Raw genomic sequence first — 26,990 nt, 5'->3', positions numbered from 1 at the left:
CGACACCATGTGTAGGCACATTGCACCTGGTATGTCTAGTCGCTCGGGCAGGGACTAGGGACTGCCGCTTAAATCCCGTTCGAGGGTGGCATTCGCCTCACTCTCCGTTGGAACGCGATTAATAGGTGTGGTGGCGCTTTGCCGAGTCGGCGGCCGCCATCAACAGTAGTGATATAAGCCCGAACACCATCGTTAGGACAAGCATATTTATTTGACGTTAATTTAAGGGGCCGGTTTCAGCCCGGCAATAAAGGGCAGGTCTTGCGCACCATGCCGCAAGGTCTCTCGTAGAGATCTTTTTCGCTGTTTGCAGCGCTTGGGCACTCACTTGAGGCTGGGCATCCTTGCCCAACGCGGTTAGAGCGTCCGTCGATCTTTGAGCTTATCCGCGCCAGTAAAGAGGCCGGCGGAGATAAATCCAAGAGTCATTGCCATGATTAACATTTCGTATTCTTCCTGACGAGTCTGTTAACAGCATCCAAACCCCGACCGAAGATCAGGGCCATCAGATGGCGTCCTTGCACTCAGTAATTAAAACGGATAATGCCCCCTGTTTAGGGCATCGTTTATTGCTCCTTTAGTAGCAGCCCAATTTCGGCAGGTTCGTCTAGGTTGAAATCGGGGAAATCCGACGCGGCGATCTTGTTAAGCTTTTTTGTTAAGGCCGTCTCGCGATATGGGGCGCATCGGCGCAAAAACCTGGAGCGACATGGCACTTCCGACCCCGAGTTAGCGGCGAGTGGCCTAGTCGAAAAGGTCTGGATCGCGAGAGATCACGCTATGGGCGAGCCGGAGCCGGTCTGCGGCAGACATTAGAGAGATTGAGATTGTTGCGAGAAGGAGGATCGTGGGTGCCATGCCCTATCTTCCGAGATCGCAGAGGGCGAAAAAAGCCCATCTTTCGTGCGACCGGGAGTCGCGTTACCGCAAACCGAGCCCCGCCCGAGCCTCGATTGAGCCGCCAAAAAGCCGGTCGACCCCGTGTCTCCTACCGCGCAACCCTGGACCGCTGCTCTCCAGGCAGGCGGCTCCGCCAGGGCGAAGCCGCGAAGGCGCAGCTTGGCTCGCACCCACGCGACAACGCCTCATGATCCAAACGTAGCTCCGGCCCCAATCGGGGCCGGGATTCATCCGCCGGTAACGCGGCGCTAGTCGTGGTCGTGGTCGTGGTGATGGCGATGGTGCCTTCTTCGCTCGGCCTGAAGCTTCGCGTACCGAAGCGCCCTCATTCGCTCCCTAGAGGAGGTGATGGACTTTCGCTCCGCCCGGCGGAACGCGGCGTCTCGCTGGGCTCTCGACCGCAAAATCGCCGCGCGCTCCCGTTGCTGAGCCCGAGCCTCCCTCAACTTCGCGGCGGAAACCGCGTGCATTCGGATCCTGGAGGCCTTGATCGTTTCTCGCTCCGCCCTCTGAGCCGCCGCAAGTCGTTGCGCGCGTGAGCGTAAGATCGCCGCGCGTTCCCTTTCCCGTGCTCGCGCTTGCGCCAGTTTAGATGCGCTGAGGGCGTGCATCCGGATTCGCGACGACTGGATCGCGTTTCGCTCCGCCCTTTGGGCGGCGGCTACTCGCTCGGCTTGACGACGCTTTGCCTCCGCCCGGCGAAGCTGCTCCGCTCGGACCGATGAAGGCGGCCTCTGGGCCACGCTCGTCTGAACCATGCCAAGCATCATGGTGCAGACCACTCCGGCAAGTAACATTCGAATTCCGCTTAATTTCATGATATTTGGACCTTCCTTACAAAGGGCGAGAGATTTGGCCGTGCGGTTCCGTGGAAGAGACCGACCTTAGAGATTGCTAAGTAATAGGGGTGGGCGAGAAAGCGATCCTAGTGATCTTGCGCGGTCTCCGATAACCGTTTATACTGCCTGCACCGTTAGCTAAACGGATGATATTTCAATGAAATTACTTAAATGTTGGGTTTTGGTGGTGCCTTTGCTGGTCTCGGGCTGCGGTGGTGGAGGTGGCGGCGGTCGCTCGAACCCCATCGCGCCGGTCGTGGAGAAGGGCGAGGGCACCGCTCGCGTCATCGTCAATGTCGAGACGGGCGAGGTAACCGTGCGCCCGCTGCAACCCGGAACGAGCCGGGCGACCTTCGGAGGCTCCGCGCTAAGCGTGACTTCGAGCCGGTTGCTGGAAATTCCCGGCGAAACGACCCTACGCCGGCTTCAAATCTCCTTGAAGAACAATCTTGCCGAGAACATCGGCGGAAGCAATGGGCTCCGTGTGATCCTCAGCAACTTTGTCAACGGAACCGGTTCGGTTACCGACCTGCGCTCGTTAACCACCGTCACGAAAGTGATCGGCACCGGCACCAACAGCAGTGTCGACGGACCGGCCGGCGGGACGACCCTTTCTTCCCCGCTTAGCCTCGCCGCCATCTCCAACAACGAATTCTATTGGGGCGAGCTGGTGGGCGGCCTGCGAAAGAACGACAACGGCACCACCTCGCACCTCGCGACTGGTACCGCGAAAGTGCAAGCGGTTTCAGTAATCGGGACCTGGGTCTACTTCTTTATGGCCAACAACGGTTGGGAGTTGTGGCGCGTTCACAAGGACGGGACCGGCCTTGAGAAGATCGCCGGCGGCGCCGCGGGATATGCCGACGGCAACGGCCTGAACGCCCGGTTCAACACCGTGCGGGCTATGGACACCGACGGAACCCGACTCTTCGTGGCTGATGGCGGGAACAACGCGGTACGGGTGATCTCGGACCTCGACGGCCTCCGCACGACTACCACGCTTACGCTGAGCGGAACGCTCGCCGGCATGCTCGGCATCACCTACGGACAGGTAGGGGGATCGAACAAGCTGTTCGCCACGGTCTCCCGGCGCGTATTCGTGATCGACCCGACCACGGGCGCCTCGGCGCCGATCGCAGGCAATGGGCAACCGGTCCAGGCGGACGGGACTGGCGTCGAGGCCAGGTTCGACACCCCGGTTGGCATCGCCATTTCCAACGGCGGCATCTACGTCTGCGACGCGGGTACGGTGCGGCAGTTGACGCTTAATCCTTCCGGATCGATCACGAACCCTCACGACTACCTTGTCTCGACCATCGCCGGCAACGGCATCGCCGGCGACCTGGACGGCCCGGGCGACGTGGCCCAGTTCGACGGGAAGGCTTATCTGGCTACCGACACATCCGGCGACCTTTGGATGACCTCGCCGGCGTTCAACAAGATTAAAAAGATCGCCGCCGTCAGCGGAAATCTTCCCGTCTCTTCGGCCTCTGTCGGCACCTCCGAGCCGGTCCGAGTTTCCAACCCGACCGGTTTCCTCCCTTGGACGGGCGGAGACGCCCCCTACTTCCAGTTGGCGAGCACTCTGGCGCCTCAAACGACGGTTCCGGTTCCCGCTTGGAATTTCGCGCTACCGGCCGGCGTGCGTCAGTTCTCTTTCACCATCACGGTGGAGGCGGATACAACCATCGAGTCGTCGATCGGGGCGATGTACGACCCCACCCAGGCCGGCTTCTACGGCGCCGACAACGTCCTCCTCCGGACCATCGCCGGACGCTACACTGGGGCCGACGTAAGACCGCAGGACGGCTCTGGAACTAGCGCCCGGATTCGAAAGGTTAGCTCCATCGCCACTGCGGCCGATGGCACGGTCTTCTTCGTCGACCAAGCGGAAGATGGCTATCCACGCATGGTTCGCCGCATGGAGCCAAGCGGCTTGATCACCACGATCATGCCTTACAACCCGGGTGGGAGCCTCACGAACGGATACGGCGACGAGGTGGTTCAGGGCCAGATCGACTCGGTCGAATGCTCGCCGGACGGACGCCGCCTCTTCATGTTCTGCCATCAGGACCCGGACGGAATTTCCACCAAGGGCGGCGAGCTCCGCACGGCGTACTTGGGACCGGGTCTCGATCCGCGCCTTCCCGGAAGTTGGTACGTGCTAAAGATCGCCGGAAACTCGACAGATACGAACCTCTATAGCAACGGTCTAGGAGGCGACGCCCGCTTCAGCACCTGCGCCCCCGATCTCATCTGGTCGGAGTCGACCCGCACGCTGTACATCTGCGAGTGGGACGGAAACCGGGTGAGAAAGGTGACGCAGCGCGATGAGGCGCCCGACCTCGCGACTTCCTGGCAAGTCGACCTGGTGGCCGGAAGCGAGTCTGGAGCCTCCGGCCTTGCCGACGGCCAGGGCGCCTCGGCGCTCTTCTCCGCGCCGGTCGCCATCGCGGCGATGCCTGACGGGGCGATCCTGGTTTCGGACCACGAAAACAATCTGGTACGCCGCGTCGACCCGGACGGTACGGTTTCCGTCTACGCGGGCACGGGTGAGGTCGCGGCCGACCCCGAAGCTTCGGGGACGTGGTACGCGGACGGGGATGGGATCGCCGCCGGCGTCTATCATCCGGGGTCGATCGCGGTCGACCCTTACGGGTACGCCTATGTCTGGACGCACAACCGGCTCCGCCGGATCAGTCCGGGTCAGAAGCGGGTGGCAACCGTCGTGTACGGCGTGGACTCCGCACCGGCGGACGGCAACTGCTCGACGACCGCCCGCGAAGCCACCGGCGCCTACCAAACCTTGGCGTTCGACCGGAACGGAAATCTCTATGCGGGATCTCACCGGACGATGAGGCTGTACCAGCGGCTGATTCAGTCCGGATCCAAGTAGAGCGCAAACGAAAAGAGCCGGGACCAGACTTCTCTGGTCCCGGCTCCTTTTGTGCCGGAGGTCGCCCGTACCGGCCCTAAAACCTCGTGGAGTTTTTCTTCGCCGCTTCCGCCGCGTGCATGAATCCCAGCGAAACCAATCCCAACACCATCGTGAGGATGAACATGGACTTACGACGACGGATATTCTCCGAGGTTTCAAAAAGACCTAGCGGCTAACCGATAAATCGGCTCTTGATCCGGTCGGCGGCGCCCATCAGACCGGCGGAGATGAGACCCAGGGCGAAGGTCAAAATCAACACCCGGTCCCCCTTCGGCATCCGCCGCATGCTTCCCGTTGCTCGGTGGCTTGTTGCCCGACCATATGTTTAAGAACGCATTAACCTCCCTTTTTGGAGCAAGAATCGTTATTTTTTTGGTGCGCCACTTGAACCGCGGCTTTTCGGTAATGGTCGTGCGGTCCAGGGGAGAAAAAGCGGGCGAGGCCGAAGAGGGTGAGAGACACGGCGGTCATGGCGATGATGAGGAGCAACGTTGTTAGCATCGTTACCGTTCATCCTCGCCAATTGCCGCTTCCCTGCCAAGACCCAGGACCAAGCGTTGGGACCAACGGCAAATCGGCGCGGGACCATCGCCGAAATTCCGGGGAAGAACAGCAAAAAAAAAACGGCCCCGGCTCGCTTAGAGCCGGGGCCGTTTCCCGAAGGTTGCGAGTTGTTATTTGGCGTAGTGCTGAGTCGATTCGTCCACCGAGGATTCGAGGATCGAGATGTTGTACTTGCCCCACGCCAGCTCCATCAGGAACTGCCGCGCACCGTCGTCGTTCTTGTCCTGACAGAATCGCACCAGCGTGTCGATATCCCGGCGCAGCACCCTCATATCGACGCGCGGATGGTCTGCGACCATTCGAATCTTGGGATGGCTGGTCGGCTTGAGGTCCTCCTGAGCGTACAGGAGTTCCTCGTGCATCTTCTCACCCGGCCGCACGCCCGTGTATCGCACCTCGATGTCGTCGCCCGGCACGAGGCCGTGCATCCGGATCAGCTCGAGCGCCAGCTCTTCGATCTTCATCGGCTCGCCCATGTCGAGGATAAAGATCTCGCCGCTATCGCCGATGGCGCCCGCCTGCGTTACCAGCGAGACCGCCTCGGGGATCGTCATAAAGAACCGGGTCATATCCTTGTGAGTGACGGTGACCGGGCCCCCTCGGCGAATCTGGGCCTTCAGGAGCGGGATCAGGCTTCCGCGGCTTCCGAGCACGTTTCCAAACCGCACGGCGGAGAACTGCGTCTCCGAGGCCTGCCCCATTCCGCACACCACCATCTCGCAGACCCGCTTCGTCGCCCCCATCACGCTGGAGGGGTTGACCGCCTTGTCCGTCGAGATAAGGATGAACTTGCGAACTCCATACGTAACGGATAGCTCGGCGGTGTTGAGCGTCCCAAGGATATTGTTCTGGATCGCCTCCGCCGGGTTCTTCTGCATCAGCGGCACATGCTTGTGCGCCGCCGCGTGGAAGACGACCGTGGGACGATACTGGTCGAAGATCCGTTGGATCGAAACTTTGTCGCGTACGTCGGCGATGACCGTGATCGGCACGAGTTGCGTCGTCTGCAGCAGCTCTTGCTCGATGTCGTAGATCGAGTTCTCACCCTTTCCGACAAGGATAAGGCTGGCTGGCGACATCCGGGCCACCTGCCGGGCCAGCTCGCTTCCGATGGATCCGCCGCCACCCGTAATGAGGACGTGCTCTCCCCGCAGGTAGCGGGAGATCTCCTCCATATTGGTGCTCACCGGCTCTCGCCGGAGAAGATCCTCGATGTCGATATCGCGAAGGTGCTTGGCAAGCCGGTCGCCATTAATAAGGTTCGTCAGGCCGGGCAGAGTTCGAACCCGGGCAAGCGTCTTGCTGCAGCTATCGTAAACCCTTCGGATGTCCGACCCGGTGGCCGTCGGCATGGCGATCAGAATCTCGTCCACGCGGTAATGCTCTGCGATGGAAGGAATGTCGGCGACCGTTCCCAGCACCGAGATGCCGTGGATTCGCAGCGACTGCTTCTCCATCGAGTCGTCGACGAACCCCACGATCTGGTGCGAGGCATGCCGCCCCCGGCTCAATTCCCGAACGATCGTCTCTCCGGCATCGCCAGCTCCCACGATAAGCGTTCGCCGCGGCCTTACCTGCCCTTCGTCTTCCTTCGTGCGAGGGCGCCAGGCGAGGGCTCGTCGCATGACCCGCAAGCCGGTGAGGGCGCCCGCCGACATCAGCGCGAACAGCACCGGAACCAGCAGCACGCCGTTGCTTCTATCCGTAACGTGGTAGATCCGCTCCATATAAGAGGTCGGAATCGCAAGCGCGAAGCAAACCCCGGAGATGTTCAAAAAGTCGTGGAGCCCCAGATACCGAGGGTCGATGGAATACATCCCGCGCCAGAAGAGCAGCAGCGTCGTCAGGACGGAGGTGCCCAAGATTGCCATCACGGGAATCGTCGTAAACGCGAACGGACCGGCAAACGAATTCACCAACCCGAAAGCGAGGGCCAGGCAAAGATTGACCAGTAAAAGATCTACCGTTACGTCCCTGATTAGGCGAAACCATCGAACCGGAGGCTTTCTCAGTCGCGCACTTAGTCGTTGTAGCCCGTTCATATCACTCCCCACAAAAAAGGTCGTTTAACTGCCTTCGCACAATATTGCAAGAAGGCCAACCCAAACCGCTAAATTCTACTCCGTTCGCCCAACCTTGTATTCATCCCCCGCCGAATTCCTATAGGAACTTCGCAGATAAACACCTCATCTCGGGCTGGTCGATCGGACGGACCCAGTATATGTCATAGGAAGAAGCGCAATACCGAACCTAGTCCAAAGTGCCCGGCAAGCTAACAATCGGCTAAAAAAGGGAGTCAGTTTATGCCCAAATCCGGTCGCAACCCGCCGCGTGGACGAGTTTGGAACTGGAAATTGGGATTGCCGGTCTACCTTGTCGTTGCACCCGATTGGGTGCCTTAAAGGAGATTCTCAAACATGCGCAAACTTGCTTCCCTTGGCGTTGCCGCCCTTTTCGCTCTGGTTCTGGTTGGATGTGGAGGCTCAGGCTCCACAACCCTCGGAGCTCGAAATCCTCGCGTTCGGGTGATGGACTCGCTCGACAACCCCACCAACGTGAAGATTGCGGTTAACCACCAGGTACTCGCGAATAATTCTCAATACGGTTTCGCGACCGGTTACACCGTGATTGACAACGGGAACCAGACCGTCCAATTCAGCAACGCCGACACCGGCGCCTCATTGGTCGACACCACCGAGCTATTCGAGCTCGACAACTACTACACCGTTATCGGATACAACACCGCCGGCGGCCCGCGCGAGATAACCCTCTCCGATATCCCGAACACCGGCATCGCCTCTGGCCACGCCATGGTTCGAGTAGTAAACGTAGCAACCCAAAACGTCGACGTTTACATCACGGCACCGGGAGCGAATCTCAACACCTCCACTCCGACCGTGACGAACGATAACATCGGAGACGCCGCTCAGGCGTACACCGACGAGACCATCGGTACCTACGAAGTGCGCGTCACCCAAGCCGGCACCAAGAACGTTTTGGCTTCCAACACATTCGCGTTCCAGGATCGGCTTGCCCAAACCATCGTGTTTGGCGTCAACAACGGAACGTACACCCTGTCTCTGCTGGCGGCCCGGCCGATCTAAGGTCGACCCCTCCCGCTTCGCTTCAAAGAGCGTAAACCCAACCGGGTTTACGCTCTTGTTCGTTTCTTAAACCGCTTTTAGAAGATTCCGGCAATCTCCTCTTCGGACTCGCAGGTTCCGAAAGGTACAGTCGGAGAGGTGAGACCCGTCGTTCTTTTGGGCGCCGGCGGCCATGCCAAGGTCGTCGTTGCCGCCTGTCTTGCCCAAGGCGTCCCGGTTCTCGCCCTCGTATCCGACGATCCGAAATCCCATGGTACGACCGTCATGGGGATCGAGGTGGTGGAAGAGGGAGACCTCATCGCTCGCTTCCCGGAAGCCGCGTTCGCCATCGCGATCGGGAACAACCGGGTCCGAAAGCAGATTTCGGAGCGCCTTGATCTCCCTTGGGCCACGATCATGCACCCGTCCGTCATCGTGGAGCCGGGCGCCGCGATCGGCGAGGGCACCGTCGTTCTGGCGGGAGCGATCGTCCAGCCCGACGCAATTATCGGGCGGCACGTCATCTTGAACACCGGATGCAGCGTCGATCACGACGCTCGCGTAGGGGATTTTTCCCATGTCGCGCCCCGAGCCGCCCTCGCCGGCGGTGTCATCCTCGGCGAAGGCGTACTCTTCGGTTGCGGCGCCTGCACCACCCCTTATATAGAGGTGGGAGATTGGGCTTCCATCGGCGCCGGAGCCGCCGTGGTCGACAAGATCGCGATGGGCACTACGGCGGTCGGCGTCCCCGCGCGACCGCTGGAACGATACAATGGCCGATGATCGCAACTTACTTAGCCGAACGTGAGCTGACTCAACACCAATATGGATCTCGCTAACTTCACCACCACCCCCGAGGACAGTATCCGCAATGCGATGTCCCTCATCAACCGGAACGCAAAAGGGATTTCGATCGTCGTCGACGACAAAAGGAAAGTGATCGACACGATCACCGACGGCGACATCCGCCGCGCCATCCTCGCCGGTTGCAGCCTCGAAAGCACCGTCGGCGACCTCCTGGGCACGAAGCAATCGCATAAGCCGGTGACCGCGCTCGCGTCTCGCGACCCGGAAGACCTGCTCGAAACCATGAAGGAGACGAGCGTCCGGCAGCTTCCCCTCGTCGACTCCGAAGGACGGCTCGTCGAGGTCGTGACGATGGAAGAGCTCGTGGACCGAGGTCCGCTCGGCGTCCAAGCGGTGATCATGGCCGGAGGTTTCGGCACGCGCCTCTATCCCCTAACGGAGCAAACTCCGAAGTCGATGCTGCCCGTGGGAGATCGGCCGCTGATGGAGCACGTGATCCAGAGCCTCCGAAGCGCCGGAATCCGGCAGATGAGCATCACCACCCATTACTTGGCCGAGAAAATCATCGACCACTTCGGCGACGGCAGCCAGTTCGGCGTGAACATTAGATACTGCCGCGAGGAAACTCCGCTCGGTACCGCCGGCGCGTTGAGTCTCTTGGGACGCCCTGCGGATCCCACGCTCGTGCTGAACGGCGACATTCTTACCAACGTCAACTACCGCTCCCTCGCCAAGTTCCACAAAGGGCATCAGGCGGACATGACCGTCTGCGTCCGCCAGTACGATCACCAGGTCCCTTACGGAGTGATCCAATCGGAAGGCGAGTTCATCAAGGGGATCACCGAGAAACCGCGTTACACCTTCTTCGTCAACGCGGGTATCTATCTGCTAGAGCCGCACCTTTATGACCGTATCCCTTCTGGATCACGGTTCGACATGCCCCAACTGGTAGAATCGGTCATCGCGGATGGGGGGAGGGTCGTCAGCTTTCCGATCATCGAGTACTGGCTCGATATTGGACAGACTGCGGACTATGACCGCGCACAGGTTGATATGAAGAGCGGAGAGTTCCTTTCGTGAGTTGGCAGGGGCGTACGGTACTCGTCACTGGAGCCGGAGGCTTTATCGGAAGCCACCTAGCCGAAAATCTCGTTAAAGCCGGCGCGAAGGTTCGCGCGATGGTCCACTACAACTTTCAAGGAAGTTGGGGCTGGCTCGAAGAGAGCGAGCTGAAGAACGAGATGGAGATCGTCGCGGGCGACATCATGGACCGCGACAGCGTTAAGGGGGCCATGGAAGGACGCGAAGTGGTCTTCCATCTCGCGGCTCTTATCGCGATCCCTTACTCCTATCGGGCTCCTCAGAGTTACGTCAATACCAATGTCACCGGCACCCTGAACGTCGTTCAGGCCGCCCGGGAGCTGGGCACGTCGCGGATTCTGCACACCAGCACCAGCGAAGTTTACGGCACCGCGAGGATCGTTCCAATCGACGAAGAGCACCCGCTGCAAGGACAGTCGCCGTATTCGGCGAGCAAGATCGGCGCCGACAAGATCGCCGAGTCGTTCTATCTGTCGTTCGGCACCCCCGTCGTCACGGTTCGCCCGTTCAACACTTTCGGACCGAGGCAGTCGGCCCGCGCCGTTATCCCCACGATCATTAGCCAATGTCTTTCCGGCAAAGTGGTCAAGCTGGGCGCGACGAGCCCAACCCGCGACCTTAACTACGTTCAGAACACCGTGGAAGGATTCATGGCCGCCGGACTGGCGGACGCCGCAATCGGAGAGACGATCAACTTCGGATCCGGAAGAGAAATCTCGGTTGGGGAACTGGCACAGCTCATCGCACGGTTATGTGGGAGGGAAGTTGAAATCCAGACCGAGGCAGAACGGCTTCGTCCCGATAAGAGCGAAGTCGAACGGTTGTTGGCGGCGAACGAGAAAGCCAAGCGGCTGACCGGCTGGACGCCGGGCGTGAGCCTGGAGGAAGGCCTCGAACGCACCATCGCCTGGTTCGAAACAAATCTACACAGGTACCGACCGCATGCCTACAATGTCTGAGAACCGCCCCGCTTCGACCGAGGAATTCATTCCGCTATCGGTTCCCGAGCTCCGAGGTAACGAATGGCTCTACCTGAAGGAGTGCCTCGATACCGGCTGGGTCTCGTCGGCCGGCCCGTTCGTCGAGCGGTTCGAGCGGCAGATTGCCGCCGCCGTCGGCGCGGCGCACGCCGTTGCCGTCGTCAATGGCTCGGCGGCGTTGCAGATCGCGCTCCAAGTTGCCGGAGTTAAGCCGGGCGACCTCGTTCTCTGCTCCGACATCACCTTCATCGCGAGCGCCAACGCCATCCGCTACGCCAACGCGGAACCGGTGCTCATCGACTGCGAGCCGGATTATTGGCAGATCGACGTGAACCTGGTCCGCCGCTATCTCTCCGAAGAATGCGAGCGACGAGACGGTCAGGTATTCGAGCGAGCCCGCCAGCGACGGGTTTCCGCAATCATGCCGGTTCACATCCTCGGGCACGCGGTGGACCTTGCGCCGATCCAGGCGATCGCGGCCGAGTACGGTCTTCCGGTCGTCGAGGATGCGGCGGAAGCGCTGGGAACGGTCTATCGTGGACGTCGCATCGGCAGCCACGGCACTCGGGCCACCTGCTTCAGTTTCAATGGGAATAAGATCCTGACGACCGGCGGTGGCGGCGCGATCGTGACCGACGATCCCGCGGTGGCGGCACGCGCGAAGTATCTGACGACTCAGGCGAAAGACGATCCGGTGGAGTACATCCACAGCGAAATCGGTTACAACTACCGCATGCCGAACATGCTGGCCGCGTTTGGTTGCGCCCAGTTGGAAATGCTCGATTCTTATGTGGAAAAGAAACGGGAAATCGCGGCGCGCTACGCGGAAGCGCTCGGCGGCGTAAAAGGATTGTCCGTAATGCCGACTCCGCCCTATGGGGAGAGCACTTACTGGCTCTACACAATCAAGATCGACGCGGAGGGATTTGGCGAGGACTGGCGCGGAGTTTTGCGTCGCCTGACCGAGCTCAACATCCAGACCCGGCCGCTTTGGGAGCCGATGCATATGAGCAAGGTCCATCGCGATTGCCGCTTCGTCGGCTCCACGATCTCGGAAAATCTGTATCGAAGCTGTCTTAGTCTTCCCTGCTCCGTCGGGCTATCGCCGAGCGACCAAGACCGCGTCATTCGTGCTCTCGTACAAAGGAAATAGCTGATCCGTGAACCTTTCTTCACAGCCGCAACCGCAGCCGAAAAGTGTGTCGGCCATGTTTCGCCGTCATCCCAAACTTGTCCTCAAAGTTTGCTTGGCGTGCATTTTGCTGAGCGTCGTAATCGATCTCGTAAAGCCGGCCACCTGGCGGTCCGTGGCGATTCTGCAAATGTCGTTCAGCGTTCAAGACAGCAGCTCTCCGCTTAGTCTTATCAACGCGATGTCCTCGGAGCCGATCCGGATCCTTTCCGCCTTTTTGGAAACCAGAGCGGCCAAAGTCGCGGTTTCAAAGCACATTAACAATAAGATTTATTGGGACAAGATCGATTACGTAGTGCGCCCCGACGCCCCGTCTGGCGAAATCAGCATCACCTTTATCGATAAAGACCCGAAAATCGCTCGCGAAGTCTTGGTCGGAGCCATCGACGCCCTTCACAACATCGAAGAAAACATCAGCTATGTGCCTGGCAATCTTGATGCCAATAAGATGGCCGTCGAGTTGAAGAAGCGGCAGTGGCAGCTTAAACTTGCGGAGAACGAAATGGGCAAATTCGCGGACCATGCGGTCACGGTCCCAGACCCGACGCAGCCCGGTTCGGCGTTCACCTATCGACTGGAATACACCAAAGCCACCCAAGAGCTTGCCAAAGTCGAGGTGCTCATTAATGACCTTCGGAAGAGCGGACAGCGATTGCTCGTTGGCAGTGAAACGCTGCCGGTCGAAGTGCGGAACGACATTACCGAGTGGCGCTCTACCTACGAAAAGCTCGCTTTCGAGCTCAGCACCCTGCGTATTTCGAAGGGCGAAAGCAATCCTGAGGTCGTCCACAAGCGCGAAGAAGTAGATCTCGCTCGCCAGCGGCTTCAAACTCAGATTTCTCAAGCCCTAAAGGCGGTGCAGTCCGACCTTTCGGTCGAAGCCGCTGCCCTTATCGCGCAACGACTCACTTGGCAGAGTCAAGTCGATTACCTCAAGCCGCTCGCAAAGCTAGGTCCGCAGGAAATGATCCAGATGACCCGGCTCTTCACCCGGCTTCAGATCGCTCAGCAGACGGTGAAGGACGTCACCGCCGCCTACGAAATGGCCCGCATCCACGCCGATGCCTCCCCGACCCGCTGGACGGTGCTCGTTGAACCATACATCGAGGACAAACCCGCCAACAAGGGACTCATCCGAGCCTCCCTCTACGGCCTGGTAGTCGGACTAGTCGCCGCCTGGATCATGCTTATCCGAAAAGAAAAGAAGTCCCTCCAACCCACCCTAGCCTAACCTCCCACCGCCCAGTCTCCGGAGCCCCCTCTCCCCACCGTATCCCTACGGCGAAGCCGTGTAGACGCAGGTTGGTTCGTACCTGCTCCTGGTGTACGAAGTACACCAGCTACGCCAACGCTTCCATCCCACGTCCGGCTCTCCGCACACCTGCGGTTGCCTCGCGCACGACAACGCCCCATCGGTCCAAACGTCCCCCCGCAGGTACGAGCCAACCTGCGCCTACAACGCTCCGCGTTAGGTTCCCTACCAACACCGGATACATCTCGCCTCCCACTTTGCGCCTCCGCGCCTTTGCGTGACCCTCCCTTCACAGCCATATAAATAGGCTCAGGGGCGGAGAAGGGCAGGGCGGATTCGAATAAGAACCGAAACGTCTAGTTCCGGTCGAAATCCGGATACCGGCGCATCCAGTCGACGGTCAGCTCGACCGACTTTTCGATATCGTACGGAGCCGGCCCGCAGACGTCCCGGAGCGGGGTAACGTCGGCTCTCATCTGGGCAAAGAAGTTCTTCAACCGGTAGGTGTAGAGCGGAAAGGAGCGGCCGGTGGCTCGGACCACGTCTCCAAAGCGAGCGATGGCGACGAGGGCGATCGGCGGCACTTGCCGGATCGGGCGGGCGCCCTGTACGCGGCGGATGGTTTCGGCGTACTCCAGCAGGTCGTACGGCTCGTAGTCGGCCACATAAAACACCTTATGGACCGCCTTGTCCGCCGGCGCATCGGCAAGACGGCTCAGGCAGTAGGTCGCGTTTCCAACGAATCCCCACACCTTCCGGATCTGCTGGCCACGGGGATGCATATACCGTCCCGCTTTGACCTGCTGATAAAGCCCCTGATACTTGACGCCGAACCACGGGCCCCAGATCGTCGTAGGCCGGATCAGCACCCATGGCAATTGCTCCGTGAATTCCCGGGTGATCTTCTCGGTTTCCACCTTACTCTCGCCGTAGGCGTTCGGTGGATGAACGTCGAACTCGTCGGTCGGCACGTAGTTCGTCGGGTTGACCAATTGGCTCGACGCGACGATGATCCGGTCCAAGCTATCCAGTTGGCGGGCCGCCTCCAACACGTTCCGAACCCCGGTCGTGTTCGCCGGATAATCGGCGAGCGTCTGGCCGTCGATATCGGTTCGCGCCGCCAGGTGGTGAATGACGTTAGGTCGAAATTCCGCGACCGCCTTTCGAACCGCCTCGGCATCGCAGATATCCACCTTGATCGAGACATCGCTATGGGCCGGATCTCGCGCGGGCGCGAGGTCGAGCCCCCGAACCTCGTCGCCTCGACTTCGATAGAGTTCGACGAGGTTCGTGCCGATGAAACCGGTGCTACCGGTGATTAAGACGCGGGACATGGCTGGGTTCCATCCAGAAGCGGGCGCGGCTGAATTCGGCCGTCGGAGATGGCGTTGATCACTCTCATGTACCCCTGAGAAACGAGCTTGATATTCTCCTCCGAGGTGCCGATCGGATTGGTGATGCGATCCACGATCGTTCCCTCATGGGCATTCTCCAGCATCCAAGCCATCACTCTTAGGTCGTGATCCAAGTCGTGGACGGGGGGCGGCTTGCGAAGCAGATCGGCCACTTCCCGAGGATGGGACAGAACCCGGACCGTGGAAAACAGGCCGATGAAAGTGTCGGAAATGATCGCCGCCGGCTTCCCGTACATCGCCGCCTCCACGCAGATCGTTCCGGTAAGGCTTACCGTCAGGACCGCCTTCGTGAGAAGGTCGTGGCTATCCACGTAAGGGTCGATCAGGCGTACCCCCGGCAGACGCTTCATCATCTTCAAATACTGCGGGCTCCGAATACCGAGGGCGCTCGGGTGCTCCTTGATATAGAGGCGGGTGTCCACCGGAAGCATCCGCGAGATGCTCTTGACCACTTCATACGCGTTCATCCAGTGGGGAGACTCAACGTCGATGGAGTGCTCCGGCTGATAATTCAGCGTATACAGCACGAACTTCTCGCCCTCGACCGGTTTCTCGAAGAGGCGGTCCCATTGAAGCTTGTTCCGCCGGTAATTGATCGGAATCATGTGGTACTTCAGGTCGAACAGCACGCTCTTGACCGTGTACATGTGGCCGTCGTGCTTGCTTCGCACCGCCGCGCGATAGATCACGCCGCGAGTCACCCGGCTGATGAATTTCAGGCCGATCGAAGGCGCCTTCCGCTTCACCGCGAGGTGCTGCATCCGCTGGCGGTTCAGAATCTTGTTCCGAGCCTCGGCGGCAAGTTCGAGCATTTCCGGAGATACGTCGTTCGGAGTCTTCGCCGCCGTAATGAACGGCGTCGCCTCGATCTCCGAGTCCCACAGCACGAAGCGGTTGACCGGAAAACGAATATCGAACGGCGCGCCGTAGTGTCGGCCGGTGGCCCGGCAGATCAGCATCGCCACAAGGTCGTGCGTATCGCTCGGCTCGCCAGAACAGAAACGCACGTCGTTCTTATCGAGGAAGTCGTGAATGCGGCGGAAGCAGTAAGCCGCGTACTTGATCATCTCCTCCCAAGGACGAGTCCTGAGGAAGCGGTCCATCATCAGGTAGTTCTTGAGTGAGATTCCGGTGATCTCCTCGTAGTGCCGGATACGGTCCAACGATTCCGTATCCAAAGGCGCGGCGAGCGCATCATCGATACGGAGCCAAAGGATGTTCTCCTTTGGCACCCCGTTCGCGAGGCACATGTCGAAGTATTCCCGAGGGGTGACCACATGGAAAACCTGGACGCCGTTCTCGGCAAGCTTTTTGCCGGTGGCAATCCAGGTCTCCGTACGTTCCCAAATAGAAAAGAAGCAGACGTTAACTTGACTCAACAGGCTTTGTCCTAGGCGATGGTGGCGAAGAACACGATCCGCTCTCCGGTCTTCGTGAGGCCACCGCGGTGGACGCCGTTATTGGCGAAGAGGCCGATATTTCCCATCTCAGAAGTCAGATAAAGCTCCGACTTCAGCATTGCATCGCAGTCCGGCGTTCCTTCGAGCAGGTCGAGTCCGAAGGTGCACTTCTTGCGGAGGAATTTGGGAAGCGCCATGAACATTCGCCGAATCTCCGGCTTGGAGCCCGATAGTCCGGCTCGGTCGACGGCGCGCCGAAGCACCCCTTCGAAGCCGAGTGGCCGAACCTTCTGGCTGCCGAGAACGAAGCTGAACGCTCCGTTATCCATGCCGACTTGGTTGAGATACACCACGCACTTGACCATGTCGTAGCTCTTGTCGACGTGCATGTATTTGCAAGGCGAATCGGGCAGGTTGACATCGACGAAGTTTCCGTGGAAGTACTTGTCGTTCGGATCGTTAATCTGGATGAGCAGGTGGGTTACCTTCACCGGACGGCCGATATAGGCGCCCGCAGCGGCCAGCATGCCGTGCTTCTCCATGTAGGTGTTCATGGCGTCGAACAGCTCTTTATCGTCGCCGGTATTGAAGAAACGGGTGTTGCCGACGAACGTCCGCTCGGTCGCCTCGGCTCGCGACTTCCGAAGATCGGCGATCGGCTTCGCGACGAGTTGCTGAAGGTGCTCGAGTTCGTTCTCCTCTAGGTCGCCCACCAAGAAGCCGGTCTCGACGAATTCGTCGGCTTGGCTCTTAAACTTGGGATCGATCTTCGAGTGCTGCGATGCCGAGAAGAGCCCAACGAGATCTTGCTTATAGCCATTGAGAATGTAAGGCAAATACTTAGGCAGAGCTCGGAAGCGCCCTAACAATCCGCCGCTGATGTGGCCCGAGTAAGACGGCAGGGCGGGAATTCGATCCATCTTCGCCAAGCGCTTACCCAACACGAATCCCATCCACGGAGCCAGCGTCATCAACGCTTTCACGCGCATCTTCAGGGTGGGCTTGGGGAACGCCTTTCCATATGCCGGGTGGGCATCGTAATCGATAATGGGAAGTCTCTTAATGTCGGCTAAGGGAGCCGACTGAATGGGGGCTTTGTCCACTAATTGCGTTACTGGAGACACGTTCGTTACCTCGTGACGGACTCACATCGGCATGCGACCGTCGGAAGTATTCTACTCCAACCGCTTGAACCTGGACAAGGACTTAGTCCCTGCCCCGGAACCCTTCACCCTTCCATAACGTCGTCTAAGCGCCGGTCTCGGCGACGGCCGACCGGGATCGAACGCTTGCCCCGTATTTCAAAGCGAACATGACCGTCCAGCAGATCAGAAGGGAGATTCCCGCCCCCATGAGCCCCCATCGCGGCACCAGGGTCATGATTAGAACGACCAGGACGACGGCCGAAACGATCGAGGATCGGGAGATCATCTTGTCCACGTGCCGCGAGTAAAGCTCGTTATGCGGCCACATCCCCATCGCATTGACGGCGGCCGCCAGCAAGATCACCCAAAAGGCGGCGAGGTGCTCGGTATAGATCGGTTTTCGCACGTAATACTTCAGGGCCGCGAGAAGGCCGAACGCCGCGAACGCCGAACATAGCAGCACGATCACCACAAGACGGAGGCCGAGCTGCCGCAGCAAACGCCGGTGATCGTCCATCCGGCCCTCCGCGTAAGCCGCGATGATCTGCGGTTGCATCACCGTGGTCAGCCCCGCCTCGGGGAACGCCACCACCAGGTTGGCGATCGTGCTGTACAGCGCGTAGACGCCCACGAGGTCGCGTCCCCACCATCGCTCGATCGAGTACCGGTCGACGAGTGTGATCGCCAGCAGCGAAATGGTTACCGGCAGAAAGTTAAGCGTCGTCCGCATGCCGCGCCGGATCCACTCCCAATCCGTCGGCATCTTGAACGCGCTCTTCGCGCCCAGACGGCGGTTGTACCAAAGGGCCAGCATCACGCTGAAGAGGGAGAAGCTGAGCCAAAACGCCCAAACCACCGTCAGGTGCCGGGCCGCCGGCTTGATGAACATCACCACCACCATCGGATAGACCCAAAGCCCGGTCCGGACCGTATGGATGACGTTCGACTTCACCGCCCGGTGGGTGGAAGCCAGAACCCGCTGCAGCTCGTACGAAGCGTGGTCGGAAACGAGGATCGCGAAGAACCAGCCCGCCAGGGCCCAGGGCAGAAGCCCGAAGACGAAAACCAGGAGGGCCAGCGGGAAAACGACGCAGTAAAGCGCTCCGTAGAACGCCATCTGATTTCGCACCACATACCCTTTCTTCTCCAAGGGTGCGGCGGCGAGCTCGCGATTGGCGTACAGAAAGAACTGCATTCCGGCGAGCATCACCCCGTTGGCGATGGTCACCGTCATTAGGTTGAGCGTGCCCACCTCGCCGGGCGTTAGAAGCTTCGCCAAAAAGACGAGCAGGATGAACTTACTGCCCATTGCCAATAGGCGCAGCAGGGTGGAGGCAATAATGGACGCCATTCGAAAACTACACGCGGACAGTGCAGGAGGCGGCTACCGAGCGGTAGTTCCGTTCGCCGATCCCCTGGCAACCGGGCGAGTATACTTTCCCCGGATGTTGAGATATAGGGGGCGGCACTCTTGAGCGATGTCGAAGAGCCTTCAGTAGGAGGAAAGTCCGGCCCGGTGGCCTTCAATCTCCCCCTCGCCTACTTCTCCCCACGCTGGATGCTGATTGGCGGCATCCTCGTTTGGCTCTTCTTTCGGATCAGCACGTTCTATCTGACCTACGACGCGGAGATCTCGGAACGAGCGCTTCTCCTCTTCGCCGGCTATATTGGCGCCTTCGTTCTTGGAACGTACTTCGTACCCTCTTGGATCAGCGGGCGACGCCACGGGAATGTCGAGGAGTCGGTGGAGGACGATAGGCCGGCCGCCGATGGTTTAGCCTGGCTCAAAACGGTCAGCGGCCCTGGCGTCCGGGCGGCGGCGAACGTCTTGTTCGCCCTGACGCTGCTGTTCGTTATCATGCGCGTCTACGACCTCCTCTTTGGTCGTGGACTTCTCGAACTCGGCAGCATCCAGGCGACCCGTTACGCCGACAACAGCGTTGACCAGGGCCGCAGCACCAGCGCCGTCGGATTCATCTCGGGCATGGGCTATCCCATCGCCATCCCGATGATGGTCTTTTGCGTGCTGTTCCACCGGTTCCTGCACAAGTGGCAGTGGTTCACCGGCATCTCGCTCTTTCTCACCTACGCCGTCTATGTCGTGATTTCCGGGAACCGCTACATCGTTCTCGGTCCGCTGTTCCTTCTCCTCGTCGCCTCCGCTTTCGCCCACGGCCGGCTGATGGTCTCCCGAAAAGCGATCTACAGCGGCATCGCGATCTTCGCCCTCGCCTTCTTCTTCGTCGTCAAAGGGACCACGGAGCGCGACGTCCTCAAGGGCGCCATGTCGGCGGTAGAGTCCGCCTCCATCGCTCCCGAGCGTTGGGGGATCACCCCCTCCGAAGGGTTCATGACCTGGCTCAACGAGACGGACCCGACCACAGCTCAGACGGTATGGGGGTGGGCCAGCCTTGCCTGGTACGCAAACCACGGCGTGTACGAGTTCAGTAAGACGGTCAATCACGCCGACCCATCGAGACTCTACTGGGGAGTGGCGCAGTACTCCATCGCCTTCTACTTCTTCCGCCTGCTCGGCCTATCGGAAGTGAATGAACGTGGCTGGCGCGAGCAGTTTGCGACTTTTGGCGTCTACTCGACCTTTTTCGGGCCTACTTATATCGATTTCGGCATCATCTTGGGGTTCGCCTACCTGTTCGCCCTCGGCGTCTTCACCCAGTTCTTGTACCGGAGAGCCCTGCAAGGGAGCCTTCTGCCCCTTCTGCTCTACCCGTTCTTCGCCTCGGTCATCTTCAACTTCATGACCAACAACCTTATCCAAAGCGGCCTCGGCGTACCGATCATGGCGAACATCGTCGGCGCCTATCTCATCGCCAAGTACTGCATCCAGCGCAAAAACGGCAACCATCTAAACGGCAGCGCCCCCGCCCTTCCCGCCTAATAAAGTGGCAAGGGTGGCCCGTCCTTCCTCAACCGGCCTGGGCGTTCTTTGCAAAGCTCTTTGTAGTACGTTTTGTACACGCCCTTACCAGTGAGTTGACCCGCTGGCATCGAGCGAGCCGCCGGTCTAGGAAAGGTCGTAAAACCGCTTCTCCAACAAGCGCTCGTCGATTTGCGTCGCCTTGATCGCGGAAACCATCTTCTCCGCGGCTCCGCCGCCGCCGTACGGGTGGTTCGCCGCCGCCGCAATGGCTCGAAACTCGGGGCTGACGGCCAGTCGAATCGCCTCAGCGATCGCCTCCCGCTCCGGCGCTACGTCCAAAACGTTTTCGCCCCGAATCCGGCCCGCCTGCCGGTCTCCTATATTCACGACCGGTAAGCCGAAAGCCCCCGCCTCTAAGATGCCGCTGCTGGTATTCCCAACCATGGCTCGCACGTAAGGCAACACGGAGAAATACCCGCGCATGCGGAAATTCTCGACCAGGCGGAAGTTCGGCCGCTCCGCGACCGCCTCCTGAATTCGGGCATTGATCATCCGGCCCCCGGTGTCGGCGTTCGCCAGCGTAAAGATCACCGGCAGGCCTGAGTCTTGCAGCGCCGCGAACAGCGCGTCGATGTGCGCCTGGGCATGCTCGATCTGAAGAGTTACCGGATGGAAAGTGACAAGCAGCGGAGGCTCGCCCAAGTCGATTCCGAACGTCGTTTCCAACTCCTGGCGAGACATCGGCTCGAGAGTTCGGATGTTGTCGAGAGCCAGGGCGCCCGTGACATGAACTCGCCACGGCTCCTCACCCATCTGCACCAGCCGTCGCCCGTACGCCTCCGTAGCGGCGAAGTGTAGGTGCGCCATCTTCGAGATCGAGTGACGGAACGCCTCGTCGATCGCGCCAAACGTCGCCTCACCGCCATGCAAATGGGCGAGCGGAATCTTGAACGGAACGGAGGCCGCCGCCGCGGCGAAAGTCTCGAACCGGTCGCCGAGCACGACGAGCCAGTCCGGCTTCTCGCGGGCGAACGACTGGGCGAACCCCATCATCCCCAACCCCATCGATTTCGCCACCGCATCGGCGCTGTCGTTGGCCAAAAGCATCTCGATCCGCTCGACGATCGTGTAACCGTCCGCTTCGACGAATCGAACGGTGTAGCCATGCTCGGGGCTCAGATGCATGCCGGAAACGTAGAGGCCGAGATCGATCTCGGGATCTTTGTGCAGCGCCTTTAGGAGCGGCTGATAAATGCCGTAATCGCTCCGTCCAACGGTGACGACTCGAACTTTCATCAAATTGCGTCCAGCCGGAACAGATCTCCGGCGCTCACGGGATGGCTCAGGGTCATCCCCACCAAATGAGGCAGCATCGCCGGTGGAAGCCCTGTTCCGGGACGGAGAATGGCAATGTCCGCTTCGCTAAGCCGCGTTCCCGCCGGGAGGTCCCGCGCCGCGACCAGCGACCGCCGCGCGACCGAGGCCGTGTTCGCTTCCGAGGCCGCGGGAACCTTGCGTCCGGTTCCGAGCGCCGATTCCACCACCCGCACCCCCCGCACCGCCGCCGCGATCTCGTCTGGCTCCAAGCTCGCCTTGTGATCGGGCCCGGGAAGGTTCCGATCCAGAGTAAAGTGCTTTTCGATAATGCGGGCGCCCAGCGCGACCGCCGCGAGCGTCACCTCGAATCCGGTCGTATGGTCGGAGTACCCCACCGGCAATCCGAAGGCGGTGTCCATCGTGTGCATCGCGCGCAGATTCACGTCCGCCGGGTCGGCGGGATAGTTGCTGACGCAGTGCAACAGGGCGAGCCGGTCGTTGCCGGTCTCGAGGATCGCTTGAACCGCCTGGTCGACTTCGGCGAGCGTCGACATACCGGTCGAAAGAATGATCGGCACGCCGTACCCGGCGACATGGCGCAGGAACGGAAGATTAGTCACCTCGCCCGAAGGGAGCTTGTAGCACGGTACGCCGAGCCTTGCCAGCATCGCCGCGCTCTCCTCATCGAACGGCGTGGACATGAACTGGATCCCTACGTCTTTGCACCGCTGGATGAGTTGCTCGTGCGCCTCCTCACTCAGTTCAAGACGGCGAACCATCTCGAACTGGCTCTCTTCGGCGTCCGTCGACCTCTTTTGGTAGTCGGCCTTGGCGGCGGAGCGAGTGACGAGCTGGTCGGTTTTGAAGCTTTGGAACTTGACCGCATCGGCCCCCGCCGCCTTGGCCGCGTCGATCAGCTCGACCGCAAGGGCGAGGTCGCCGTTGTGGTTAACGCCGGCTTCGGCGATGAAGAGACAGTGCGAAGGAAGCCAATCGGTCGCCATTCTCTTACCAAGCGGTCCAGCCGCCGTCGACGGCGATGTTTTGCCCCGTCACGTAGCTGGCGGCGTCCGACGCTAGATAGACGACCGCACCAACCATCTCCGGCGGATTCCCCATCCGGCCCAGCGGGACGCGGGCGGAATAGTTCTTCTTAAACGTCTCGTTCTGCCCGCTCTCGTTTCCGCCCGGGGTGAGGGTGTTCACACGGATGCCGTGGGGCGCCCAGTAGGTAGCGAGGTAACGGCTAAGGCCGATGACGCCGGCTTTGGAGGCGGCGTAGATGGCCGGAGTGTTGATTCCTACGCCCATGTACTCGGACCCTTCGTAGATACGCGGATCCGGACCCACCACACCGTAAATGGAGGCGGTCTGGATCACCGAGCCTCCCTTACCTTGCTCGATCATCTGCTTGCCCACCCGTTGCGCCATGAGCATCATGCCGTCCAGGTTCACCGCCATGATCTCGCGCCAAACCTCCAGCGAATACTCTTCGAACGGGGCGAAGAACGCCTTCAGATCTTTGGTTTTGGCGGCCGCGTTGTTGTGCAGAACGTGAATGCCGCCAAGATCCGCCACGACCTGGTCCACCCCTTGCCGTACCGACTCCGGATCGCTTACGTCGCACGCGAGACCGATCGCCCGAACCCCGTACTCGGCGCTCAAACGGCTCGCAAGCTCGGCCGCCGGGTCGGCGACGATGTCGAACACCGCCACATCCGCGCCGTGCGCGGCGAGGCCCTCGCAAAAATGGCGGCCCAAGATGCCGGCGCCGCCGGTGACGATCGCGACCTTACCGTCGAGGCGGAATAGGTCTCTCACCGAAGCGTCCCAGCCATGTTGTTCTTGAACCACTCGTACGTATCTCGCACTCCGTCTTCGAATTCGATGGAATGCCTCCACCCCAGCGAGTGGATCTTGCTCACGTCCATAAGCTTGCGGGGGGTGCCGTCGGGCTTGGACGAGTCCCAGACGATCTCCCCGTTCCAACCCACCGCGCTTCGCACGGTCTCCGCGAGCTCGCGGATCGTCACGTCTTCTCCGACGCCGACGTTTACCAAGTCTGGGTCCTCGTGATTGTTCATCAGGAAAACCGCCGCCGAAGCAAGGTCGTCCGCATGGAGGAATTCCCGCCTCGGAGTTCCGCTTCCCCAAAGCGTAACCTGCTTGTCGCCCCGCTCCTTGGCGTCGTGAAACTTGCGCATCATCGCCGGCAGCACGTGGCTGTTCTCAAGATCGAAATTGTCGTACGGGCCGTAAAGGTTGGTAGGCATCAGGCTCACCGACCGGAAACCGTACTGTCTATAGTAAGAGCGGCACATCTCGAGCCCCGCGATCTTGGCGATCGCATACGCCTGGTTCGTCGGTTCGAGCGGTCCCGTAAGCAGAACGTCTTCGCGCATCGGCTGGGGCGCCAGTTTGGGATAGATACAGGAGCTCCCGAGGAAGAGCAGCTTCTCGGTCTTGTGTCGGTACGCCGCGTCGATCACGTTCCCCTGGATCGCCAGGTTTTGGAAGATGAAGTCGGCGGGATAGGCGTTGTTCGCGTGAATCCCCCCCACCTTTGCCGCCGCCAAAATGACGTACTCCGGCTTTTCCTCGGTGAAGAATGACTCCACCGCTTCCCTGTCCGTCAGGTCCAGCTCCTTGTGAGTTCGGACGATCAGGTTCTCGTAGCCGTCGTTTTGCAGGCGCCGGACAATCGCCGAGCCAACCAGACCGCGATGGCCCGCAACGTAAATCCGGGCGTCTCGACGCATCGCCTCAGGCACTTCGACCGCCTGCCTTGCTGAACCCTGCTTCGGCCAGGACGCGCTCCTGCTTGGCCAGTTCCATGTCGTGTTCCACCATCATCCGCACCAGGCCATCGAACGAGACTTCCGGTTTCCAGCCAAGTATTCGCCGCGCCTTACTGCTGTCCCCTTCGAGGTGATCGACCTCGGCCGGCCGCAAGTACCGCGGGTCGAATTCCACGACCGTCTTCCAATCCAGGTCGAGCTCGGCGGCGACTTTATCCAGGAACTCGCTGACCCGATACGACTCGCCGGTCGAGACGACGTAGTCGTCCGGCTGGTCCTGTTGCAGCATTAGCCACATCGCCCTCACGTAGTCTCCGGCGAAACCCCAGTCGCGCTTCGATTCCAGATTCCCCAAGAAAAGCTTGTCCTGAAGGCCAAGTTTGATTCGAGTGAGCGCCCGGGTGATCTTTCGCGTCACGAACGTCTCGCCGCGGCGAGGGGATTCGTGGTTGAACAAGATGCCGTTGCAGACGAACATCCCGTAGCTTTCGCGATAGTTGATCCCAAACCAATGCCCGGCGACCTTGCTGACTGCGTACGGGCTGCGGGGATAAAACGGGGTTGCTTCGCTCTGCGGGGCGGGAGCCGCCCCGTACATCTCGCTCGATCCGGCCTGATACATCCGGACCGTACGACCGCTATCGTCCTGGTAGTCGCGAACCGCTTCGAGAAGACGGAGCACGCCGGTTCCTACGACGTCGGCACTGTACTCGGGTTGATCGAACGAGACCCGTACGTGCGACTGGGCGCCGAGGTTATACACCTCGTCCGGCTCTACGCGGGCAACGAGTTTCCGGAGGTTCGTTCCGTCCGAGAGATCTCCGTAGTGAAGGTGCAGCCGCGTGTTCGAGTGCGGATCCGCGTAAATGTGATCGATTCGGCCCGTGGTGAAGGTGCTGGTGCGACGGACGATGCCGTGCACCTCGTACCCCTTGGCAAGAAGCAGTTCCGCAAGATAGGAGCCGTCTTGGCCCGTGATGCCCGTGACCAGGGCCTTTTTGTTCGCAATCATGATTTTATGGTTGGAGGCAAAGGATACGGGGCGACTAGGTTAGCCGCCGGAAACCGGGGCTGGCGACGCCACCGTCAAGCCGCTCGACGACGTTTCCGGCGTCCAGCGCTTCGGCAAGGATCTTCCAGACCTCGTCGGAAGTCTCCAAGAATCGATTCACGATCTCATCGGTGTAGGAGTAGGTGGTATACACCGCTGCACCGAGCAGATAACCGCGCTTCAGCATTTCCTGTGCGTACAGCGTCTGGAGGGCCAGCGGATTTTCGACCTTGAACGAGAGAGACGTGAGGGGCGGGCAGCCGCTTACGCCGATCGGGATCCCGTGCTTCTTGGCGAGCGCCTTCCAACCTTCGCCGATCGCCTCGCCGGTGGCGACGAGCCGCTCTTGCACCGGTTCGTTCTCCATCTTCTTGATCGCCGCGAGCGCCGCGCAGAAGCCGGTTCGCTCCGACCACATCGTGGAGCTGATGAAGCTATCTTGCGCTACGTCCATCACTGATCGCTTTCCGAGCACGCCGGAGATGGCGTAGCCGTTACCGAGCGCCTTACCGAAGACGGCGAGGTCAGGCCGGACTTCGGTCAGCGTATGGTGAATCGCGCCGCGATTGACACGGAACGCCGAGGTCACTTCGTCGAAGATCAGGACCGCGCCGATCCGGTCGGCGATTGCGCGAACCCCTTCCAAGAATCCGGGAACCGGATAGCTGCCGCGCATCGGCTCCATCATAATCACGCCGACCTTTCCAGGATTGGCGGCGACGAGCGCTTCCAGCTCTTCCAGATGGTTGTAGTTGAACGTCAGCGCCGTTCCCTTTAACGAACCGGGAACGCCAGCAGTGTCGAGACCGGGGAGAAGCTGGGCGTCGAGCGCTTCCTTGTTCTGAAGGTTGGCGGCAAGGTACCAGTCGGTCCAGCCGTGGTAGCCACAGAAAGCGATAAGGTCTCGTCCGCTGGCGGCTCGACCGATGCGGACGGCGATGGCGCACGCCTCGCCTCCGGTCTTGGCAAACCGGGCCATCTCGGCCCACGGATGGAGCTCGAGCAGCTTCTCCGCGAGCTCGACCTCTTCCGGCGCGTTCAGCGTGCACATCACCGAGCGGCGAACCGCCTCGATGACCGCCGCGTCGACGTCATCGTCGGCATAGCCGAGCGTACAGGCGCCGACGCCCATCTGGGCGAAGTCCCAGTAGTGCTTCCCTTCCAGATCCCAAACTTCGCACCCCTTGGCTCGCGAGTAGTAAGCGGGCCAGTAGTCGGGGAGGTATCGCTCGGATCGCTTGGAGAGAATGCCGTTTCCGCCGGGGATAAGCCGCTTAGCCTTCGACCAAAGGGCGGTACCGGTTAGCACGTCGGTAGGGGTTGCCAT

General features: G+C 60.4%; 21 protein-coding genes. 8 read left to right on the top strand and 13 right to left on the bottom strand.

The window, feature by feature from the left end; genetic code table 11:
* Window positions 1–1,148: 1,148 nt before the first annotated feature.
* The gene (locus OP10G_RS16155; RefSeq protein WP_144241190.1) at window positions 1,149–1,718 is read right to left on the bottom strand and encodes a hypothetical protein; all 570 of its coding nucleotides are present in this window, start codon (window positions 1,716–1,718) and stop codon (window positions 1,149–1,151) included.
* Between the two features lie 178 nt (window positions 1,719–1,896).
* On the opposite strand from OP10G_RS16155, the gene OP10G_RS16150 reads away from it, so the two are divergent.
* Entirely contained in the window at window positions 1,897–4,635 is a 2,739-nt protein-coding gene (locus tag OP10G_RS16150; RefSeq protein WP_025229403.1) for an NHL repeat-containing protein, read from the top strand.
* 378 nt (window positions 4,636–5,013) lie between these two features.
* Here the strand turns inward: OP10G_RS16150 and OP10G_RS26935 are convergent, their stop codons facing one another.
* Both OP10G_RS26935 and OP10G_RS16145 read right to left on the bottom strand, forming a co-directional pair.
* A complete protein-coding gene (locus OP10G_RS26935) occupies window positions 5,014–5,178 on the bottom strand; it encodes a hypothetical protein (RefSeq protein WP_158409259.1) in 165 nt (54 codons plus the stop codon).
* A 173-nt stretch (window positions 5,179–5,351) separates the two neighbouring features.
* Window positions 5,352–7,112, bottom strand: a complete 1,761-nt coding sequence (locus tag OP10G_RS16145; protein WP_227624950.1) for a polysaccharide biosynthesis protein — start codon at window positions 7,110–7,112, stop codon at window positions 5,352–5,354.
* A gap of 546 nt (window positions 7,113–7,658) precedes the next feature.
* On the opposite strand from OP10G_RS16145, the gene OP10G_RS24850 reads away from it, so the two are divergent.
* From OP10G_RS24850 to OP10G_RS16115, 6 genes are all read left to right on the top strand, one after another.
* Complete coding sequence (locus OP10G_RS24850; RefSeq protein ID WP_025229405.1) at window positions 7,659–8,345, top strand: DUF4397 domain-containing protein; 687 nt, start codon at window positions 7,659–7,661, stop codon at window positions 8,343–8,345.
* A 138-nt stretch (window positions 8,346–8,483) separates the two neighbouring features.
* Entirely contained in the window at window positions 8,484–9,107 is a 624-nt protein-coding gene (locus OP10G_RS16135; RefSeq protein ID WP_025229406.1) for an acetyltransferase, read from the top strand.
* 42 nt (window positions 9,108–9,149) lie between these two features.
* Window positions 9,150–10,211 (top strand): nucleotidyltransferase family protein, encoded by a 1,062-nt coding sequence (locus OP10G_RS16130; RefSeq protein WP_025229407.1) that lies wholly within the window; start codon window positions 9,150–9,152, stop codon window positions 10,209–10,211.
* Window positions 10,208–11,191, top strand: coding sequence for an SDR family NAD(P)-dependent oxidoreductase (locus OP10G_RS16125; RefSeq protein ID WP_025229408.1), 984 nt, complete (start codon window positions 10,208–10,210; stop codon window positions 11,189–11,191). Before OP10G_RS16130 ends, OP10G_RS16125 begins: the two co-directional genes overlap by 4 nt.
* The gene (locus OP10G_RS16120; protein WP_084179409.1) at window positions 11,175–12,365 is read left to right on the top strand and encodes a LegC family aminotransferase; all 1,191 of its coding nucleotides are present in this window, start codon (window positions 11,175–11,177) and stop codon (window positions 12,363–12,365) included. Before OP10G_RS16125 ends, OP10G_RS16120 begins: the two co-directional genes overlap by 17 nt.
* 55 nt (window positions 12,366–12,420) lie before the next feature.
* A complete protein-coding gene (locus OP10G_RS16115; RefSeq protein ID WP_025229410.1) occupies window positions 12,421–13,635 on the top strand; it encodes a GumC domain-containing protein in 1,215 nt (404 codons plus the stop codon).
* Between the two features lie 377 nt (window positions 13,636–14,012).
* Here OP10G_RS16115 and OP10G_RS16110 read toward each other — a convergent pair whose 3' ends face one another.
* From OP10G_RS16110 to OP10G_RS16095, 4 genes are all read right to left on the bottom strand, one after another.
* Complete coding sequence (locus OP10G_RS16110) at window positions 14,013–14,990, bottom strand: NAD-dependent epimerase/dehydratase family protein (protein WP_025229411.1); 978 nt, start codon at window positions 14,988–14,990, stop codon at window positions 14,013–14,015.
* Window positions 14,975–16,450, bottom strand: coding sequence for a hypothetical protein (locus OP10G_RS24840; RefSeq protein ID WP_025229412.1), 1,476 nt, complete (start codon window positions 16,448–16,450; stop codon window positions 14,975–14,977). Before OP10G_RS24840 ends, OP10G_RS16110 begins: the two co-directional genes overlap by 16 nt.
* An 11-nt stretch (window positions 16,451–16,461) precedes the next feature.
* Window positions 16,462–17,574, bottom strand: coding sequence for a phytanoyl-CoA dioxygenase family protein (locus OP10G_RS16100; protein WP_025229413.1), 1,113 nt, complete (start codon window positions 17,572–17,574; stop codon window positions 16,462–16,464).
* A gap of 145 nt (window positions 17,575–17,719) precedes the next feature.
* Window positions 17,720–18,967 carry a lipopolysaccharide biosynthesis protein gene (locus OP10G_RS16095; protein ID WP_025229414.1) on the bottom strand — a complete coding sequence of 416 codons (1,248 nt, stop codon included), beginning with the start codon at window positions 18,965–18,967 and terminating at the stop codon, window positions 17,720–17,722.
* Window positions 18,968–19,132: 165 nt separating this feature from the next.
* Here OP10G_RS16095 and OP10G_RS16090 point away from each other — a divergent pair, with 165 nt between their 5' ends.
* Complete coding sequence (locus OP10G_RS16090) at window positions 19,133–20,515, top strand: O-antigen polymerase (protein WP_025229415.1); 1,383 nt, start codon at window positions 19,133–19,135, stop codon at window positions 20,513–20,515.
* Between the two features lie 126 nt (window positions 20,516–20,641).
* On the opposite strand, the gene neuC is transcribed toward OP10G_RS16090, so the two are convergent.
* The 6 genes from neuC to OP10G_RS16060 are packed head-to-tail and all read right to left on the bottom strand — an operon-like array spanning window position 20,642 to window position 26,990.
* Complete coding sequence (neuC, locus tag OP10G_RS16085) at window positions 20,642–21,793, bottom strand: UDP-N-acetylglucosamine 2-epimerase (protein ID WP_038473229.1); 1,152 nt, start codon at window positions 21,791–21,793, stop codon at window positions 20,642–20,644.
* A complete protein-coding gene (gene neuB / locus OP10G_RS16080; RefSeq protein ID WP_025229417.1) occupies window positions 21,793–22,818 on the bottom strand; it encodes an N-acetylneuraminate synthase in 1,026 nt (341 codons plus the stop codon). The genes neuC and neuB overlap by 1 nt, the downstream gene beginning before the upstream one ends.
* Before the next feature lie 4 nt (window positions 22,819–22,822).
* The gene (locus OP10G_RS16075) at window positions 22,823–23,635 is read right to left on the bottom strand and encodes an SDR family oxidoreductase (protein WP_025229418.1); all 813 of its coding nucleotides are present in this window, start codon (window positions 23,633–23,635) and stop codon (window positions 22,823–22,825) included.
* A complete protein-coding gene (gene fcl, locus OP10G_RS16070; RefSeq protein ID WP_025229419.1) occupies window positions 23,632–24,573 on the bottom strand; it encodes a GDP-L-fucose synthase in 942 nt (313 codons plus the stop codon). Before fcl ends, OP10G_RS16075 begins: the two co-directional genes overlap by 4 nt.
* Window positions 24,574–24,577: 4 nt before the next feature.
* Entirely contained in the window at window positions 24,578–25,624 is a 1,047-nt protein-coding gene (gene gmd / locus OP10G_RS16065; protein WP_025229420.1) for a GDP-mannose 4,6-dehydratase, read from the bottom strand.
* Between the two features lie 34 nt (window positions 25,625–25,658).
* The gene (locus OP10G_RS16060; RefSeq protein WP_038473226.1) at window positions 25,659–26,990 is read right to left on the bottom strand and encodes an aminotransferase class III-fold pyridoxal phosphate-dependent enzyme; all 1,332 of its coding nucleotides are present in this window, start codon (window positions 26,988–26,990) and stop codon (window positions 25,659–25,661) included.

This window comes from Fimbriimonas ginsengisoli Gsoil 348 (assembly GCF_000724625.1).
Taxonomy (GTDB): domain Bacteria; phylum Armatimonadota; class Fimbriimonadia; order Fimbriimonadales; family Fimbriimonadaceae; genus Fimbriimonas; species Fimbriimonas ginsengisoli.
This window is presented reverse-complemented; position numbering and strand designations above follow the sequence as displayed.